Source organism: Micromonospora sp. WMMD1120 (assembly GCF_029626235.1).
In the GTDB taxonomy this organism is placed as follows: domain Bacteria; phylum Actinomycetota; class Actinomycetes; order Mycobacteriales; family Micromonosporaceae; genus Micromonospora.
This window is the reverse complement of record NZ_JARUBO010000005.1, coordinates 3,193,067-3,210,741: the sequence shown is the minus strand read 5'-3', so window position 1 is coordinate 3,210,741 and position 17,675 is coordinate 3,193,067. Positions and strand designations below refer to the sequence as shown.

Genomic DNA, 17,675 nt, shown 5'->3' with positions numbered 1-17,675 from the left:
GAGGGGACTGGGGAGGGGTGGTGGGGGTTAGAGGCGCCAGGGGGGTGGGGTGGGCGGCAGGTAGCGGCAGGTGGTTCCGGTGGAGACGGAGTCGCGCAGGTGCGCCGCCAGGGCGGGGTGCCGCTCGTCGAGCTTGCGCAGCGTGTCCCGGATGCGGGCGGTCACCGTCTTGCGGGCCCGTTCCGCCTCGTCGCCAAGGCGGCGGCTCCGGCCGGCCAGCCCCGCCGCCGCCCGCAGCTCATCGAGCAACGCGCTCCGCTCGGCGTCCAACGCGGACACCCTCCGAGCATCATCGCGTGCGGCGGCGCTGTCGATCGCCTCGTCGAGGCGTGCCAGGTGTCGCCGGTAGCGGGCCTTCGCCTCGTCGTCGAGGACCGGATCGGCGCCCATCCGGCGGGCGGCGACCAGCTCGGGCCCCGCCGCCGGATCGAGCAGCTCCACCGCTGGCACGTCGCTTCCCGGTCGGCTGAGCAGCAGATGCAGGTCGTGCAGACCCTTGGCGTCGGGCAGGTGCACCACGACCCCGTCGTACGCGAGCTGCCACACCGGCCCGTCGCGCCGGAACTCGTACTCCCTGGGGGGAGGCGCCGCCGGTGGGACCTGGACGGGCGCGGCGAATCCGGCAGCCCCTGCGGACACCGTCGCCCCGACGGGCGTCGCGGCGGTGAGCCGATCGAGCACCTGCGTCATGCCGAGGGCGGTCGCCTCCCGGGCGAGGTCAGCGCGCAGCGCGGTCAGCGTCGCGGTGTCGCACGGGTTACCTCGGCCGGCGAGGGCCTGCGCGAGGCCGGTGCGGGCGAGGAGCGACCAGGGTCGGGAGCCGAGCCGGTCGGCGGAGTCATGGGCGGCGGTGAAGCCGGCGACGGCGTCGTCCCAGCGTCGCTGGGCGACGTCGATCACCGCCAGCCAGTGGTCAACCGGGCCGCTGATGTCGCAGCCGAACAGGCCCACCGCCCACTCCCCCGCGTGTGGAGCGAGCGCCGCCCGCGCGGCGTCGCAGCGCGCCGGGTCGCCGGACGCGGCGGCGGCCTGCGCGCGTAGCAGGAGCCAGAGCGGTGCCACGGGACGGGGGTACGTGATGGTGGCCGCCTCGATGCCGTCGGTCAGCCGAACGGCCGCCTCGTCGTCGCCCCGTTCCGCCGCGGTGATCGCCCGCAGCAGCTCCCGGTAGGGGTAGTCGGTCGGCGCCAACCCGTCCAGCAGCGCGTCGGCCTCGGCGTGCTGACCCTGCAGCAGCAGTCGGGACCAGCGCAGATGGTGGCCCATGAAGCCGAACTCGGCGGTGCCCGGCTCCATGTGGTCGTTGAGGACGGCGTACCGCTCGTCCGCCTCGGTGAAGTTACCCCGGAAGGCCGCGATGATCCCTCTGTCGACGGTCGCGGCGATCCGATGCCGGGCGAAGTCGCCCTGGCGCTCCGCTGTGACGAAGCTGGTGAACTCCTCGACGAAGCGCGGGTCGCCAAGTTCGAGCAGCGCCACCCAGCGCAGCGAGGTCGCCCACAGCTCGGTTTCGCGGTCGCCGGTCCGGCGGGCCACATCCCGGATCTCGGCCGTGAGCGCGGCCCGGATCGGGGCGGTGCCCAGGCCCCAGGTGGTGTCGTGACGAGCCCAGAGGCTGAAGGTGAGCGCCTCGTCGTCCTGCCCCCGGCGGGCGATCGTCTCGGTGGCGGTAATCAGGTCGGCGATCAGCGTGCCGACCGTCGCGGCGGCGTCCGGCTCACCGATCAACCGCCGGTACGCCTCGCGCACCAGCTCCGCCGTCTCGGTGGAGTGGGCGGTCTGCACCTGGCGGGCCCGGTTGACGGTGAGCGCGACCCGAGCCAGCAGCACCGGGTCGTCGAGTGAGCGGGCCAGCCGTGCCGCCTCGCCGAGCAGGCGTACGACCTCCTCCCGGTCGGCGTGGCGATAGTGCCCCTCGGCGAACTCGACCAGGATGCGCACCCGTTGCGCCGGGTCCTCGACGACCTCGAGCGCCCGGCGGAAGTGCACCGTCGCCTCGTCGCCGGCCAGCCGGGCGAACGCGTCCCGCCCGGCGGCGACCAGCAGCGTCGTCACCCGGGCCGGGTCGAGCGCGGGACCGGCGAGGTAGGCGTGCCGCGCGAGGTCTGCCGGGATCAGCCGGTCGGCGAGCTCCCGTAGGTCGTCGACCGCCCGGACGACCGCGGCGTGCACTGCCTGCCGGTCGTCGTCGACCAGCCCGTCGTAGAGGGTCTCGCGGACCAGGTCGTGGGCGAAGGAGAACCGGCCGCCGCCCCGGGCGATCACCAGTCGGGCGGTCACCGCCCGGTCAAGCAGCCGGTCGACCTGCGCCGCCGGGGCGGCTACACAGGCGGCGAGGACCTGGCGATGGAACTCGCGGCCCAGCACGGCGGCGACGGTGAGCGCCTCGACAACGGCGGCGGGCAACTGCGCCAGGCGGCGTCGGACCGCTTCCCGGACGCCGGGTGCGATCGCGTCGATCGCCTCGTCGGCGTGCCAGAGCCGCGCGGTCTGCTCGATGAAGAACGGGTTGCCCCCGGTACGCCGGTGCACCTCGTCGACGAGGTCCGCGTCGGGCTGTCGCCCGGCGGTCCGGGCCATCAGCGCGGCAACCTCCTCGCGGGCGAGACCGGTGAGGGTGATCGTGGTGGCCTTGGCGACCAGCGGCATCAGTAGGGGACGCAGCGGGTGCTCACCCGACTCGACCTCGGCGTCGCGGTAGGTGCCGACCAGCAGCAGCCGCTCGAACCAGGTGTGCTGGGCGGCGAAGCCCAGCAGCCGCAGCGAGGCCGGATCGGCCCAGTGCAGATCGTCGAGGACGACCACCACCGGCCGGCGCTGGGAGACCGCGACCAGCGCGGCGGTCACCGCGTCGTAGAGCGCGAACGCCTCCTGGTCAGCGGCGTCCCCGCCCTCGTCGGGTGAGGCCCAGACGTCGCTGAGCCGGCGCAGGTCGTCGTTGCTGGTCTCGCCGAGCAGGGCGGCGAGGGACGGTTCGGCGGACTGCCGCGCCACCGCCCAGTCGTCGGCGGACCGCCGCAGGCCGCGCAGCACCTGCACCCATGGCCAGTAGCCGGGAGCGCTGTCGGAATCCCAGCAGGCGGCACCCAACACCAGTGCGCCACGTTGCCGCGCCTCGCGGGCCGCCGACGTGACGAGGGTCGTCTTGCCGATGCCCGGCTCGCCGGTGACCAGGACGAGGCCGCCGTGGCTGGTGGTCGCGCGGTCCAACTCGGCGCGCAGCAGGGCCACAGGATGATCCCGCCCGATGATGGCGTCGCCGCGCCGCGCGTCCATGGTTTCCAGACGGTACTGGAACCCTCCGACAACCCGGGACGGATTAACCGACCGAACGCCCCGCACCGGCGACCGTCATCTCCACCGCGTCCGGTTCGACACCCCGGAGTCGGGCCTGCTCTGCCGCCCACCGCAGGTAGCCGAGCCACTCCTCGGCGGACCACCGGTGCGATCGTCGGCCGACGCCCGCCTCGGCGGGGAGCTGGCTCGCCACGACCCGGTCGAGGATCAGCGGTTGCACACCGCCCGCCCCGCGCCGGTAGCCGGCGAAGTAGAGGACCTTCGTGAACAGGCCCGGCCCCAGCCAGGGCAGACGAGCCTGGCCGGCGTCGAGGAAGCGGCAGTAGGCGGTGCGCAGCGCGCCCTCGTCGGGCGCGGACGCGCACATCTCCGCGAGCGCGTACGCCAGGCGTTCGCCCTCCGGGTCGGCACCGAGCGAGCGGGCGGCACGCCACGGGCCGTACCCGATGGGGCCGTAACCCCAGACGAGCACGGCGGCCAGGAGTTGCCGCGCGCTCGCGGAACCGGCCCGGTAGGCCTCGGCCACCGCGAAGACGTCGCCCCGGCGGATCTCGCCGCTGGCCGGAAGCGTGTCGGGCCAGGCATCCGGCGGTAGCTCAGCCCTCCACCGGTCCATCCGCACGGTGACCGGGGCGGGCTCTCCCGGCACCGCCACACCATCGGCCAGTCGCATGGTCGCCTCCCTCGAATCGAGCGCCTTGGGGCCGTCGTCCGGACGCTACGGTCGGGCTCCGCCGCCCGCCGTCCGCTGACGCCATATCGGGGTATCGACGGCGCACCGCACCGGCACGCGGCGCCGGACCGCTCGCCCGGCGGGTCGTCCACCACGCGCCGGCCCCACGGCGGGTCGTCCACCACGCGCCGTGAGGAGACGGGCAAGCTGTGGTCATGGGGCCAGAAATCGTCATCGCGATGGTGTCCGGGGCCGTGGCGCTGATCAGCATGGTGGTGACCTACCGGACCACTCTCGTCACCCACCGCCTACAGGACGAGGCACGTAGCCGGGAGAAGGTGGAGGCCGCGGAGGACCTGTTCCGGCGCTACCGGGTGCCGCTGTTGTCGTCGGCCGAGTCGCTCCAGTCCCGGCTGCACAACGTGCTCGGCCGCGGTTTCCTGCGCGGGCACCTGCACTCCGCCAACAGCGAGGACCAGCACTACGTCCGGCACAACACCGTGTACGTCCTCGCCGAACACCTGGCCTGGCTGGAGGTTCTGCGCCGGGAACAGCGCTTTCTCGATCTCGACTCGGTCAAGACCACCAAGGAGCTCTTCGCCGCGATCCAGCGGATCCATCACCCCCTGGCGACCGACGGGTTGTCCGGCCCGTTCCGGGTGTTCCGGGGCCACCAGCGCGCCATCGGTGAGGTCATGCTGCACCGGGTGGAGACGTCCGAGGGGACGGTGACGGACGTGCTCGGGTACGCCGCCTTCTGCGATCGCCTGGAAACCGACCCGGGCTTCGCCTCCTGGTTCACCCGTCTGCTCGCGGAGGTCGACGACGTGGCCGCGGCGGGCCCGCACGGAAACGAACGGCTGGTGCTCCTGCAGAACGAACTCGTCGGGCTCATCGAACTGCTCGACCCCGAGGGAGACTGGCTCCCGCTGAGGCACCGCGAGCGGTTGCCGAGGGCGGACGTCACACTGCCCACCGCGCGGACGCCCCCGAACTGACCCGGAACCGTCGTGGCCGCCCCGGCGCGACGACGGGGCGGCCACCAGACGGACCGGGTTATGCCGTGGCGCAGATGGCGTACGCCGTCACCGACCAGTTCAGGGCGGTCGCGTCCGACTCGTACGCGCCGACGAGGACCGACGTGGGCGCGGCGGCCGGGCCGCCGTTGGGGCGGAAGTCGTCCACGACCCCCTCGCCGGTGACGCCGTTCAACTCGTACCCGGTGCCGGTCAACACCTTCCCGACCGGGCAGGTGGCCGTGACGCTGTGGTAGTCGAGCGAGTTGCTGGCCCCGGTGGCGGTGACCCGGACCAGGCCGGCCACCGGGTTGGCGCAGATCGCGTACGCCGTCACCGACCAGTTCCCGGCGAACGCCTCGGTTTCGTAGGCGCCGACGGTGACCGCCGTCGGGGCGGTGGCCGGGCCGCCGTTCGGGCGCAGGTCGTCGACGATGCCCTCGCCGGTCACCCCGTTCAGCTCGTACCCGGTGCCGGTGAGCACCTTGCCGACCGGGCAGGTCGCGGTGGCGCTGTGGAAGTCGGCGGAGTCGCTGGCGCTGGTCGCGGCGATCCGCACCAGACCGGGGACCGCGGCGGAGGCCGGGCTCGCCGGGGTGAGGACCGCCCCGGCCGCGACAAGACCGAGCACGAGTACGGACACTCGGGCGCCGAACCGTCGCGCTTCTGACTGAGCACGCATGTGTTTCTCCCGTCTGAGGCCGGGCTCGCGGCGGATGAGGCACCACGTCCGGGCCGCTCGTTTTGACGGGTTGACGGTAAGTAGCCGCCTGACCAGGCATTATCTCCAAACCGACTACGTCGCGTAACGGACGCTACGGTCTGGTGGACGCCTGCGGACGGCGGTCAGTCGGTGCCGGCGGTGGATGCCCGGCGTGCGGCAGGTTCGCCAGGTCGGCCATCGCGGCCCGGAAGCCGTCCGGTCGGCGGCGTGGGTTCGGCCGCGGCGGAAGCGCCGGCCGGCACCGGTGCCGAAAAACGATCAAAGACCAACCGAGTACGGCCGCCAGCACGGCACGAACAGGACGTGGAGTGACCATTCGACATCTCGCGATGTCGGGGGCGCGATCAACGTATTGAGGGTTGACGATTGGTTGCCAGATCGCTCGAGTGCGGAATTCCGAGAATGCGCCGAACGGGCTGCGGCACGCGCAGTTCCGCCACAAAGTGAGACATCGCATTGACGCACGAGAATCACGGTTACGATTCGCCTATGCGTACTCGCCGTGTCACCGCCACCATCGCCCTCGCTGCGCTGGCGAGCGCACTCGCCGTCGGCGCCGTCACCGCGGCCCAGGCCGACGGCCCGGCGATCAGCACCCCCGGCAGCCCGACCGTGGTCGCCAACGAACCACGTCAGCTCACCCTCAGGTGGGCACCCTCCGCCTGGATCGACGATCCCACGAACGAGCAGCCGATCAACTACGAGGTGCAGGTGCCACTGGGCCCCAACACGTACCGCTTCCTGGGCTCCACCACCGACACCACCATCACGCTGACCGACCTCGTGCCCGGCACGACGTACCGGATAGCCATCGCCGCCCGCGCGCTCGGCGGCTACTCGGACGCCTCGGCGGCCACCACGGTGCGCACCGTGAACGGCCGCGCGACGGTCAGCTACCTCAACCTCGACTGGTCGCCGACGAACAACCAGATCCACTATCTGCTCCGGATCACCAACACCGGCGCCGCGCCGCTCGACCTGAGCACCGTGCGGGTGCGCTATTACCTGCGCTTCGAGGGCGGCAACACCTCGCTGGTGCCGAACTGCGACTGGGCCGCGGTGGGCTGCTCCCGCATCCAGCAGACGGTGCAGTTCTTCCCTCCGCCGGGCGGGCCGGGCGGGCCGTCGGTGCTGACCACGCCCGCGCCGCCGAACCCGCCGCCAGGCACCGCCGTTCCTGGTTGGGTGGAGCTGACCTTCACCGACGGCACGCTCGCGCCGGGCCAGTCGACCGGGCCGATCCAGCTACGGCATCACCGGCACAGTTGGAGCACCATCGACGAGCGCGACGACCCGAGCTGGCTCGCCGCCACCGGGCAGTGGACCGAGAACGGTCGGATCACGCTGGACGTCGACGAGGTCCGCGAATTCGGCGACACGAACACCTGACCGGCCGCCTACCGGCGGAACCCACCACCTCGGCGGCGATAACGGCCGGCGATAACGGCAGCGGCAACCAGGGCAGCTCCGATTGCGAGCACAGTCGCGCGGCTCTCCCCGGCCTTCCGCTCGGAAGCCTGGTCGGCGGCTGTCGGCCGCGCCACCGTGCGCGGCTCGTTCTCTGCTGGACCTGCCGCCACCGCCAACAGGTACCGGCTGTCGACAATCGCCGTGAATCGTCGCGCGCGCCGGGACGTCTCGGCCGCTGATCGTGGTCCGCGGGCCTCGGTCCAGAACCGCCGCCCGACCTGCCCCCTGAAGAACTGATCGGCGAGGACCTCCAGGTGCGGCGCGCTGAGGACGTCCACCTCCCACATGAGTTGCCAGTGCGTCACGATGAGGTTCGCGTAGACATGCTTGCGGAACCAGTCCGTGTCGGCGGCATCCTCGATCGGCCCCCAACACTCGAGGAGTGCGGGATCATCGATCCCCATCTTGAGCAGGTCGGTGTGCAGAGCGCGGAGCGCCTGTTCCCGGGCAGCCTTGGTCTCCCGAGCTTGCAGCACCAACGACGAGACCACACCGACCAGGGCCAGAGCCGCGAGGATCGCCGATGCCGCCCCGTACGTCTCACCGACGTTGCCCAACAACGCCCAGTCGTACCCGGGCCGACGGCCAACCCAGAGCAACACCGCAGGCGAGAACAGGACGGCCGCAAGCATGGCCAGAACAGCAATGAGGAGGATCGTCGGCGTGCCGGATCGACGGGCCAGATCAGAGACCATCCGGAGTCGGGGCACACTGCCTCCACGCTCGCTGGGTGGAGGCAGGCTACTACAGCTGCGGCACTGTCGGCCTTGTCCCGTCGACCTCTCGACGGAAGAAGGAGTCGAAGGGCTCGGCCCGATCGAGCAGCGCCAGGATCTGACTTTGAAGGCTCTGCACGACCACCGGTTCGACCGACTTCTCGGCACCGATCGGGGTGCCGGCGTCGTCGTAGAGGACTTCGTAGAGGGCCTGACTGCCTACCACCATCAGCTCGGGAACCGTGCCGGCTGCCGCTTCCCACTCGCTGATCGCTTCGGCATTCAGCACCTTGATCTGCTCTCCCGCCTCGGCTCTGTGGCGAAGGAGATGCAGCTCCCAGACCAGGTAGGGAGTAAGCGGTAGTTCGACGATCCGCAGACGCCTGAGGCCGGAATCGAGCTGGTCAAGGCGTTGGAAAAAGGCCTCCAGCTCCGGGTTCGGCTCGGCGGCGATCCGGAGGGCGTCATCCCACCGACCGTCGGCGTACGCCTCCCAACTGGGGCTGCCCGGCTCACGGAAGGTCTGAATCCGCTCGGTCTTGAGGATGGGCCCGTCGGTGGACTCGACGGTCTCGTAGAAGTCAGCGTCGTAATCGGCGAGGCTGAGGCGTCGACGAGCGACGGAACGGAGGAGTTCACGCATCCGGGATGTCCGGCTTGGCAGCCACGAGCATGCTTCGCGGGATGACGACCACCCGTTCGTCCGCGCCCACACTGACGCCGTCCGGTAGACGGCCGCTCAGGACATCGGTCAGGTCACGGCCGATGACCGCCACATCACCATTGGACAGCTCCCAGACGTCGGGGCAGGTCGTGGTCCCGCCACTCTCACCCAGCTCCGCGGCGGACCTACCGAGTCTCCGTGAGAAGCTGGCGTTTCGGTCCGCTTCCCAGTGTCCGGCCATGCGCGTCTCCCACAGTCGTCGACTCGTAGTCAGGCTAACAAGATCACGGCGTCTACCAGGACGAGACTTAACTGTTTTCGGATAGGAGTAAGTCGATCTGCACGCTGATAGGGCGGCTCACACCGTAGGCCGGTGAACGCGTGCGGCGGGGACGCCATGGGCCAGTAACAGTGGCCGTGCGGCGGCCAGCATCGCCGGTGGGCCACAGAGATAGACTTCCTGGTCCGGGCGATAATGGCGGAACGCGATGGTCAGGGCATCGCCGCGCTCGACCGGCTCGGCACCGGGGTCGTCGGAGAGGGCCGGCACGACGGTCAGCCAATCGTGGGCGCATTGCAGCTTGTCGAGGGTGACCGCGTCGTACAGGTCTATGAACCTGCGCGCGCCGACGACGAGCGTCACCCGGCGGCCGTCCGGCGCGGCGGCGACCTGTTCGACGAGGGCGCGCAGCGGCGCCAGGCCGGTGCCGCCGGCGACGAGCAGCAGATCAACGGTACGCGCCGGGTTCAGGCTCAGGCCGACATCGTCGGGTGGGCCGAGCCAGAGCAGCTCGCCGGGGCGTACCCGATGAACCAGGTGGCGGGAGACGGACCCGGCGGGTACGGCGCGGACGTGCAGCTCGACGGTGCCGTCCGCGCGTGGGGCGTTGGCGGGTGAGAGCCAGCGCCAGTGGCCGGGCAGGCGCGGCGTGCAGACCGGAACCGCCTGGCCTGGTCGGAAGGGCAGTCGCCGCCAGGGCCGTACGGTGAGGATGGCGGTGTCGGGCGACGGCCGGTCGTGGTCGATGACCTGGACGTGCCACCAGGCCGGGCCGTCGCCGGCCTGGGCGGCGGCGCGACGGACCGCGCGCGTGGCACGGCAGACGGCGGGCTCGGCGATGTCGGCGAGCTGCGGCGTCCACGGCGGATGGGCGTGGCGGGCGACGGTGGCGAGCAGCGCGTCAGCGATGGTGCCGGCGTGCGGGAGCAGGTCGAAGCGCCGGTACGCGTGGCCGAGCACCCGGAGCAGCGCCGCCCGGCCCGCCGGGGCATCACCCCCGACCACGAGGCGACCGAGCGCGGAGAAGAACAGCGGCGCGTCGCGCTGCGGGAGCAGGCCGGGTCGGCGGTCTTCGAGCGTGCACCAGAAGTCGCCGGCGGCCCGCACGTCAACCGACGCCCAGGCGGCGGCGAGGCTGGCGCGATCGGAGTGGTCGTCATCGGTCGGCGTGGGCATGCCCCGAATCTGGCTCTTGACCAGTGGACACGGCATGTCACCGCGCTCGTCGGAGGCATGCGCGACCGGTATGCGTGCGATCTCGCCCCGGCTCGGTCGGGCAGACTGCGGGCATGACGGAACGTCCGGTGCTGTATCTGGTCGTCTGCGCCGCGGGTCCGGCGGAGCACATCGACGAGCTGGTCGATCTGCTGATCACCGACGGGTGGCGGGTGTGCATGATCGCCAGTCCCACCGCCGCGCGCTGGCTCGACCGTACGGCGTTGCAGAACAAAACCGGTTATCTGGTACGCGTGGAGTGGCGGATGCCCGGCGACCCCGAGCCGCACCCGCCGGCTGACGTGGTGCTGGCCGCTCCGGTCACGTTCAACACGGTGACGAAGTGGGCGTTGGGCATCAACGACACGTTGGCGCTCGGCGTCCTGAACGAGTCGCTGGGTGCGGGACTGCCGATCATCGCGTTCCCGCACACCAAGGCCGAGCTGGCGGCGCATCCGGCGTACGCGGGTCACCTCGCGGTGCTGCGCGCGGCCGGCGTCGTCGTCGCGGACGGCAAACCGCTGGATCCGGCGCGTGGGCCGGAGCGTTGGAACGTGGTCGTCGAAGCACTGCGGAGGGTACGCCCGTCCTGAGCGGCCGATGTCCATTGACGTTATGCGTCGCGCGTATACCAACGCCCTACGCACCGTGTTCAATGGATAGGCTCGACGAAGCGAGATGGACGGAGCCGTCGGTGACCCACTCGAACTGCCCTCGCTGCGGCGGACGACTGGCCCGGGACAACGACAGCGGACGGTGTACGCCGTGCCAGGCCGCCGAACGAGACCGGCTGAGTTCGCCGCCCGCGGTACCGGCGAGCTTCTGGGAGCACGCGCCGATCCGGCGGGCGCTGGCGGAACGGCATCTGGGGCGGGTAGTGCGGGCGTACCGGTGCCATCCGTACCACGGGCGGGTGGCGCTGCCACAGACCGTGGTGGCGGGATGGCTGGGGATCACGCAGGCGCAGCTCAGTCGGGTGGAGAACGGTCCGCCGCTGGTGCACCTGGACCGGCTGGCGCACTGGGCGACGCTTCTCCGGATTCCCGCTCCCTGCCTGTGGTTCCGCCTCCCCGATCAGCAGAGCTGGCCGGTCGCCAGCCACGTGAACAGGCGGGCGGAGGGCGCACATGGCGGCGATCGGGTGGTCGAGCGAGGCGAACAGGCAGTCGTGGCCGCTAACGTGGAGCAGGCATCGAGCCAAGGGGGTGGCACCACGGACCGCCGACGCTTCACCGTACTGGCCGCACTTGCGGGACTCGCCGCGAGCGGTCACACCTACCTGCTGCCCGGGTCATCAGCCGAGGTGCCGGGAAACATCGGCATGGAACAGGTGCGACTTGCCAGTTCGCTGGTTGATGATCTCCGGCGGGCCGACGCGGCAGCCGGCGCTGACCTGCTCTGCGATGTCGCCATGCACGCGCATTCCAGGCTGTCGGCCTGGGCCGCGCGGTCGAGCTACGGCAGAGAGGTGGGCGACGCGCTCCAAAGCGCTCTGGCTGATCTAGCCATCGAGGCCGCCTGGCTCGCCATCGACGCGGATCGCCGGTCCGAGGCGAGGCCGTACCTGCACGAGGCGATCACCCGTGCCCGAATTGCGGACGACCCACAGGTGGAAGTCCGCGCCCATACGCACCTGTCTCTGCTGATCCGTGAGAGCCAACCGGGTGAGTCGCTGCACTGCGCCGAAGCGGCTCTTCGTGTCTCCGCCGGGTGGGCGACACCTCGACTCACCACGTTGCTGCACCTACGCAGGGCACACGCCTATGCCGTCCTCAGGGATGCCAGTGGCTTCAGCCGTGAGATGACCAAGGCCCGCCGGGAGTTGGAGCGCGGCACGCACGAGGACGACCAGAGTTTCGTCCACTTCGTGAACGCTCAAGAGCTGGAGGGGATCGAAGGGCTGTCCTACCTCGCCCTCGGCAGGCCCGAGCGCGCTGTTCAGTCGTTGCGCGCGATCACTGCCAACCCCTCGCCTGGTCACCGCCGGAACCAGGTCTACTACACCGTCCGACTGTCGGAGGCGGCGTACCAGCAGGGCGACATCAACGAGGCGGCACGGGTCGCCCTAGACGTCCTGCCCGCCGTACGCGAGATCAACTCGAAGCGGGTAAGCCAACATCTCGCGCAGGTGCGCGGGAGTCTGGCGGCGCCGCAGCGGGCGACCAGGGCGAGCCGTCAGTTCGTTGACGCGTACGACCAGGCGGCGCTCGCGTGATTGAGGGATTGCGGCTTCGGCACTATAGTGCCGACGAGGCCAGGGGCATCCTCGATCAGCTCGTGGACCTCTATCTGGAGGTCTACGCGGGCGCCGGCGAGTTCTACAGCGAAGACCGCTACCGGCGTCAGCTCGACCTCCACATGCAGCGCGTCGGCTGGGAGTTGGTCACCGCGTCGGTTGACGGGGCCCTGGTTGGTTACGTCTACGGGTTTCCGCTACCTCAGCAGACACGGTGGTGGGAAGGGATTCACGAACCCGTGCCACTCGGGTTCACCGAGGAGGACGGGCATCGCACGTTCGCGCTCAGCGAGCTGCTGGTGCACCCGGAGTGGAGACGTCAGGGCATCGCGAGGGCGCTGCATGGGGAGCTGATACTTGGTCGGGGCGAGAAACGAGCCACGCTGTTGGTTCACCCAGACAATGCTGCCGCCCGGAGGGCGTATGCCTCCTGGGGATGGAGCAAGGTCAGTAGACTGCGGCCGAGCTGGGAGGATGCGCCTCTTTTCGATGTTCTGGTGAATGACTGCCTCGGATTTGCCGGATCGCGGCCGACGAAATAGCACGAGCGCCCAACCCCACCGGCGAAGAGCCGTTCCATTCAACACCGGCAAGGTGATCTTAGAGGCATGTCGCCTCCTAACCTTCGTCAGCATCACTCGCCAGCATTCCGCGCCTCGGGAGGTTGCTCTAGGTTCTGCTGACGCTTCTTCTGCTCTGCCTTCAAGCGGTGCACCTCCTCGACGAACTCGGCCAGCGCCTCTCCTTCTTCATCCTCCCCGAACCGCTTATAACGCCCGACACCCACTTCGACGGCTTCCCATTCATTCTCGATTGCATCCGCCGTTTGCTGAAGGTAGAAACTGCGTTCCTTATATTTATAGTAGCCCATAAATCCGCTGGAAATACCCACCGCCAGAGTAAGGCCAAGGGTAACCCATCGCAAAAATTCGAACTCCGCAACCAAACCAGCCGCCCCAGTGGCAGCTATGGAACCGATAATCAGAACACCCTGCAAAAAATTGTTAAAACGTCGATAACCCTTACTCTCAAGCCGCAGTCGATCGATATCGAAGAAAGCATCTTCCTTGTATGCAATACGGCGGACCTTGGTATCAGTGTCGGTGCGCGCCAAAAAGTGTTTGCGATTATCTCTCTGCCTAGCTAGCCTAAGCTCTAGATCACCTTCCTTGAGGTATTCAACTTCCCCATTGGGCAATCTTTCCGGGTAACCCGCGTGCGTCTTCAGATAATACGATGCGAAACAGAAGGCGATAGCAACCGGAATGGCCGGAATGTAGACCGCCTGTAGAGCAAGTCTGGGTATCACAGGAATCCAGTAGAGCGCATATAGAATAACCCCGAGGAGCGGGCCTAACAACATGGACACGTTCGACCACGATCTCCGGCCCCTCGCGACAGCAAGGCGGTGCTCAGTCTCGCGTACCTGGTGAGTCAACAGCAGCAGCTGATCGTTGCCCCTAAAATGCCCGGCGCTATCACCCGACAACTCCTCCATCGGCCGGTCAGTGCCACCTTGCCTCGCCATCGCTGCACTCTCCGCTTCCGCGACCCCTTTAGGATCGACAATCATCATTCCCGGGCGTTAGGAGCAGGACAAAGTCGGCCGCACGAAGTATCCAACCGCCCGAGGATGCCGACAAGCCGCTACAAAAATCAGCGACCCTGATAATGTCGCTTTGCGACAGCCCGCCACAGTCCAGTGAGACCGTCATGCCTTGACGGTAAGGTGTCGAAATAGCGATAACGGCCTCACCGTAAAACTGCGGTCTACACCTGACAGGCTCCGCCATTTCCATTCCAGCTGCATCGCTTTGCGATACCCTGAAATGGTACGTTTTCGCAAGGTTCTCTAGAATTGCATCCACTTGCCGAGGAATCGGCAACATGTTGACGTGATCGTATCTGATTGAATCACCCCTGCCCACCCACGTCCGACCACGCAGCGCAGGAGAGAGCATTCGAAGCAGGACCACAAGGCAAATCAAAACAACTAGACATAGCGCCGTGGCAGACAACAGTGAGAGGTACGCATTCATGCAGGATGGAACCTCTCGCGCGCGTGATCAATAGTAAAATTCGGCATCCGAGCAAGCAGCAAGGGATGCATCTTATTACTCTGTTGATCCACATCATCAAGGAGTGTCGGCCTCCCGACACAATCAGTACTCGTCCCACTCAAGTCGGCCGCTCGGGTTCCGGCGCTGCGCTAACAGCACGCTTGGGCCTGCCCCTGAAACCGTTGCTCGAAAGGCTGCCTCTCTTGCTGCGATCGGATAAGTTGCTCTGATGGTTGACCTTGAGCGGGGTGTTTACGAGCATCTGATCACCCGTGATCTGGCCACCCGCCTCCAGCACGTCGATCCCGCCCTGGTCCAGCACCACAAGCTCGACCCTGCCGACGCGCACACCACCCTCGCCCGGCACATCGCCACCCTCGCCGCCCGCGCCCTCCACTCCGTCCCCAACGGCGACGACAAGCTGCACCGCCAGGTCCAGATGGCGAACCACATCGCCGACGCCATCGCCGCCCTCAGCCCAACCGCCGCAACGGATCAGGACCAGGTCACCGACGCCAGGCACCTTCTCCACGCCATCGCCGCCCCGCCGACTCCACCCGCGCTACCGGCCTTTCCGCAACGCCCGACCACTCCCCTCTCCACCGGCGCGCTGCTGGTCAACGGCCGGCACCAGCCGCGCATCGGTCACGAGGTCAACCACGAGATGGCGTCGGCGGAGAGCGTCGACCTGCTCTGCGCGTTCATCAAGTGGTATGGCCTGCGGATCGTCGAGCAGCCCATCCGCGAGCTGATCGCCCGGGGTGGCCGGGTCCGGGTCATCACCACCACCTACCTCGGTGCCACCGATCAGCGGGCGCTGGACCGGCTCAGTGAGCTGGGTGCCGAGGTCAAGGTCTCCTACGAGACGCGGACGACCCGGTTGCACGCCAAGGCGTGGCTGTTCCGCCGGTCCAACGGCACCACCACCGCGTACGTCGGCTCGTCGAACCTGTCGAAGACCGCACTGGTGGACGGCGTGGAGTGGAACGTCCGCATCTCGAACATCGAGCAGCCGCACGTCATCGACACGTTCACGGCGACGTTCGAGGACTACTGGAACGATCCGGCGTTCGAGGCGTACGACGCGGCCAGGGACGCCGAGCGGCTACGGCAGGCACTCACAGGGGAGCGCCGCGACCAGACGCCGACCGATATCTCGAACCTGGACGTCCGCCCGTACCCGTATCAGGCGGAGATCCTTGCCGACCTGGACGCCGAGCGGTTGGTGCACGGGCGGTGGCGCAACCTGGTGGTGATGGCGACCGGCACCGGCAAGACGGTGGTCGCCGCCCTGGACTACCGCCGGCTACACAGGGCGGGACAAACAGATTCGCTGCTCTTCGTCGCGCATCAGGAGCAGATCCTGCGACAGAGCCTGTCGACGTTCCGGCAGGTGATGGGCGACGGCAGCTTCGGGGAGACGCTTGTCGCGGGTGACCGACCGAACGGCTGGAAGCACGTGTTCGCCTCCATCCAGTCGCTGCACCGGCGGGAGGTGGACCCCGAGGCGTACGACATGGTGATCGTCGACGAGTTCCACCACGCCGAGGCACCGACGTACACGCGACTGTTGGAACGCCTGCGTCCCCGCGTACTCCTCGGACTGACAGCGACCCCCGACCGGGCCGACGGCGGCGACGTACGCCGGTGGTTCGACGGCCGCGCGGCGGTTGAGCTGCACCTGTGGGACGCGTTGGAGCGGCAGTTGCTGTCGCCGTTCCAGTATTTCGGGCTGCACGACGACGTGGACCTGTCGCACGTCACCTGGAAACGCGGTCAGGGCTACGACCCGACGCAGCTCGACACCGTCTACACCGGCAACGACGCTCGGGCGTTGTTGGTGCTGCGGGCGGTCCGCGACAAGGTCGACGTCGGACGGATGCGGGCGCTGGGGTTCTGCGTGAGCATCGGGCACGCCGAGTTCATGGCCGACTGGTTCCGGAAGCACGGTGTCGAGGCGGCGGCCGTGACCTCGCGGGCCGGCACCGACCGGGCCGGGCTGCTGCGGGACTTCAAGGCCGGCAAGCTCCGGGTGCTCTTCACCGTGGACCTGTTCAACGAGGGCGTCGACCTGCCGATGGTCGACACGATCCTGATGCTGCGGCCCACCGAGAGCGCCACGATCTTTCTGCAACAGCTTGGCCGTGGCCTGCGCCTCGACGACGACAAGCCCTGCCTCACGGTGCTCGACTTCATCGGCGGGCAGAACGCCAACTTCCGCTTCGACCTGCGCTGGCGTGCCCTGACCGGGGTGACCCGGCGGGCGATCACCGAGGCGGTCCGCGACGACTTCCCGAGCCTGCCCAGCGGCTGCCACGTCGAGCTGGACCGCGTGGCGAAGGAGGTGGTGCTCGCCAACCTGAGGTCGGCACTGCCCACCTCGAAGGCCGGCCTGGTGACCGAGCTACGCCACCTCGGCGACGTCAGCCTGCCCACGTTCCTCCGCGAGACGGGCCTGGAGATCGAGGACGTCTACCGGTCGGCGAGCATCGGCGGCTGGACCGGCCTGCGTCGCCTCGCCGGCATCGAGACGTCCGACCCCGGCCCGGACGACCGGGAGCTGGGCCGGGCCATCGGCCGGATGCTGCACACCGACGACGTCGACCGGCTGGAGCTGCTGACCCGGGTCGCGGCCGGACCGCCCGCGCCAGGTCAGCAGGTGTACGAGGGAAACGGCCGCCTCCTCGACATGCTGCACTTCGGTCTCTGGGGGCCGAACGCCGCCCTCACCTCGCGCGACGAACGACTGACGCGGCTGTGGAAGGACCCGGCGCGGTGCGCCGAGTTGGGACAGGTCGCCGAGGTGCTGCGGGACCGCATCCACCGGGTGACGCCTGCCGTCGCGCCCGGCGCGGTGCCGTTGCGGGTGCACGCCCGGTACAGCCGCAACGAGGCGTGTGCCGCGTTCGGGATGCCCAACCCGGGCTCGCTACGCGAGGGGGTGAAGTGGCTGCCCGACGCCCGGGCCGACCTGTTCTTCGTCACCCTGGTCAAGTCGGAGGCGCACTACTCCCCCACCACCATGTACGCCGACCGGGCCATCACCGACACCCTGTTCCAGTGGGAGTCGCAGAGCACCACCTCGGCGGCGTCGGCGACCGGGCAGCGCTACACGTCCGGTGGCTCGACGGTGCACCTCTTCGTCCGGGAGACCCGCATCCCCGACCGCGACCTGGGCGCGCCGCCGTACCTCTACGCCGGGCCGATGACCTACCAGGAGCACACCGGCGACCGCCCGATGCGCATCCTCTGGAGGTTGCGCCACGCCCTACCCGCTGACGTCTACGCCGCCGCCCGCACGATCGCCGCCTGATATCGGCCCGC

At 69.1% G+C, this 17,675-nt stretch carries 14 protein-coding genes; 6 read left to right on the top strand and 8 right to left on the bottom strand.

Translation table 11 applies throughout. From position 1 onward, the window contains the following. Window positions 1-27: 27 nt before the first annotated feature. Window positions 28-3,276 (bottom strand): AAA family ATPase, encoded by a 3,249-nt coding sequence (locus O7634_RS15160; protein WP_278150769.1) that lies wholly within the window; start codon window positions 3,274-3,276, stop codon window positions 28-30. A 43-nt stretch (window positions 3,277-3,319) separates the two neighbouring features. Next, complete coding sequence (locus O7634_RS15155; RefSeq protein WP_278150768.1) at window positions 3,320-3,970, bottom strand: hypothetical protein; 651 nt, start codon at window positions 3,968-3,970, stop codon at window positions 3,320-3,322. A gap of 215 nt (window positions 3,971-4,185) precedes the next feature. Between O7634_RS15155 and O7634_RS15150 the strand changes: the two genes are divergently transcribed. Further along, on the top strand, window positions 4,186-4,968 hold the full coding sequence (locus O7634_RS15150; RefSeq protein ID WP_278150767.1) for a hypothetical protein: 783 nt from the start codon (window positions 4,186-4,188) through the stop codon (window positions 4,966-4,968). Between the two features lie 58 nt (window positions 4,969-5,026). Here O7634_RS15150 and O7634_RS15145 read toward each other — a convergent pair whose 3' ends face one another. Further along, window positions 5,027-5,668, bottom strand: coding sequence for a hypothetical protein (locus tag O7634_RS15145; RefSeq protein WP_278150766.1), 642 nt, complete (start codon window positions 5,666-5,668; stop codon window positions 5,027-5,029). Window positions 5,669-6,199: 531 nt separating this feature from the next. Here O7634_RS15145 and O7634_RS15140 point away from each other — a divergent pair. After that, window positions 6,200-7,099, top strand: a complete 900-nt coding sequence (locus O7634_RS15140) for a cellulose binding domain-containing protein (protein WP_278150765.1) — start codon at window positions 6,200-6,202, stop codon at window positions 7,097-7,099. An 8-nt stretch (window positions 7,100-7,107) separates the two neighbouring features. On the opposite strand, the gene O7634_RS15135 is transcribed toward O7634_RS15140, so the two are convergent. The 4 genes from O7634_RS15135 to O7634_RS15120 form a co-directional block, all read right to left on the bottom strand. Continuing rightward, a complete protein-coding gene (locus tag O7634_RS15135) occupies window positions 7,108-7,875 on the bottom strand; it encodes a DUF6082 family protein (protein WP_278150764.1) in 768 nt (255 codons plus the stop codon). Between the two features lie 49 nt (window positions 7,876-7,924). Next, on the bottom strand, window positions 7,925-8,539 hold the full coding sequence (locus O7634_RS15130; RefSeq protein WP_278150763.1) for a DUF6879 family protein: 615 nt from the start codon (window positions 8,537-8,539) through the stop codon (window positions 7,925-7,927). Continuing rightward, window positions 8,532-8,801 (bottom strand): hypothetical protein, encoded by a 270-nt coding sequence (locus tag O7634_RS15125; protein WP_278150762.1) that lies wholly within the window; start codon window positions 8,799-8,801, stop codon window positions 8,532-8,534. The genes O7634_RS15130 and O7634_RS15125 overlap by 8 nt, the downstream gene beginning before the upstream one ends. Before the next feature lie 117 nt (window positions 8,802-8,918). Continuing rightward, window positions 8,919-10,016: an FAD-binding oxidoreductase gene (locus O7634_RS15120; RefSeq protein ID WP_278150761.1), complete on the bottom strand. Its 1,098-nt coding sequence runs from the start codon at window positions 10,014-10,016 to the stop codon at window positions 8,919-8,921. Window positions 10,017-10,129: 113 nt separating this feature from the next. On the opposite strand from O7634_RS15120, the gene O7634_RS15115 reads away from it, so the two are divergent. From O7634_RS15115 to O7634_RS15105, 3 genes are all read left to right on the top strand, one after another. Next, the gene (locus O7634_RS15115; RefSeq protein WP_278150760.1) at window positions 10,130-10,648 is read left to right on the top strand and encodes a flavoprotein; all 519 of its coding nucleotides are present in this window, start codon (window positions 10,130-10,132) and stop codon (window positions 10,646-10,648) included. 320 nt (window positions 10,649-10,968) lie between these two features. Beyond that, entirely contained in the window at window positions 10,969-12,270 is a 1,302-nt protein-coding gene (locus O7634_RS15110) for a hypothetical protein (RefSeq protein WP_278150759.1), read from the top strand. A gap of 62 nt (window positions 12,271-12,332) precedes the next feature. Next, window positions 12,333-12,833, top strand: a complete 501-nt coding sequence (locus O7634_RS15105; RefSeq protein WP_278150758.1) for a GNAT family N-acetyltransferase — start codon at window positions 12,333-12,335, stop codon at window positions 12,831-12,833. A gap of 92 nt (window positions 12,834-12,925) precedes the next feature. Here the strand turns inward: O7634_RS15105 and O7634_RS15100 are convergent, their stop codons facing one another. Further along, window positions 12,926-13,867 carry an SLATT domain-containing protein gene (locus tag O7634_RS15100; protein ID WP_278150757.1) on the bottom strand — a complete coding sequence of 314 codons (942 nt, stop codon included), beginning with the start codon at window positions 13,865-13,867 and terminating at the stop codon, window positions 12,926-12,928. Window positions 13,868-14,580: 713 nt separating this feature from the next. Between O7634_RS15100 and O7634_RS15095 the strand changes: the two genes are divergently transcribed. After that, window positions 14,581-17,664, top strand: a complete 3,084-nt coding sequence (locus tag O7634_RS15095) for a DUF3427 domain-containing protein (protein WP_278150756.1) — start codon at window positions 14,581-14,583, stop codon at window positions 17,662-17,664. Window positions 17,665-17,675: the final 11 nt, after the last annotated feature.

Excerpts from the sequence above, each read along its gene's own strand:
- O7634_RS15115 (WP_278150760.1), top strand. The coding sequence starts at position 10,130 with ATGACGGAACGTCCGGTGCTGTATCTGGTCGTCTGCGCCGCGGGTCCG.
- O7634_RS15145 (WP_278150766.1), bottom strand. The coding sequence starts at position 5,668 with ATGCGTGCTCAGTCAGAAGCGCGACGGTTCGGCGCCCGAGTGTCCGTA.
- O7634_RS15155 (WP_278150768.1), bottom strand. The coding sequence starts at position 3,970 with ATGCGACTGGCCGATGGTGTGGCGGTGCCGGGAGAGCCCGCCCCGGTC.
- O7634_RS15095 (WP_278150756.1), top strand. The coding sequence starts at position 14,581 with ATGGTTGACCTTGAGCGGGGTGTTTACGAGCATCTGATCACCCGTGAT.
- O7634_RS15100 (WP_278150757.1), bottom strand. The coding sequence starts at position 13,867 with ATGATGATTGTCGATCCTAAAGGGGTCGCGGAAGCGGAGAGTGCAGCG.
- O7634_RS15140 (WP_278150765.1), top strand. The coding sequence starts at position 6,200 with ATGCGTACTCGCCGTGTCACCGCCACCATCGCCCTCGCTGCGCTGGCG.
- O7634_RS15130 (WP_278150763.1), bottom strand. The coding sequence starts at position 8,539 with ATGCGTGAACTCCTCCGTTCCGTCGCTCGTCGACGCCTCAGCCTCGCC.
- O7634_RS15150 (WP_278150767.1), top strand. The coding sequence starts at position 4,186 with ATGGGGCCAGAAATCGTCATCGCGATGGTGTCCGGGGCCGTGGCGCTG.
- O7634_RS15160 (WP_278150769.1), bottom strand. The coding sequence starts at position 3,276 with ATGGACGCGCGGCGCGGCGACGCCATCATCGGGCGGGATCATCCTGTG.
- O7634_RS15120 (WP_278150761.1), bottom strand. The coding sequence starts at position 10,016 with ATGCCCACGCCGACCGATGACGACCACTCCGATCGCGCCAGCCTCGCC.
- O7634_RS15135 (WP_278150764.1), bottom strand. The coding sequence starts at position 7,875 with ATGGTCTCTGATCTGGCCCGTCGATCCGGCACGCCGACGATCCTCCTC.
- O7634_RS15125 (WP_278150762.1), bottom strand. The coding sequence starts at position 8,801 with ATGGCCGGACACTGGGAAGCGGACCGAAACGCCAGCTTCTCACGGAGA.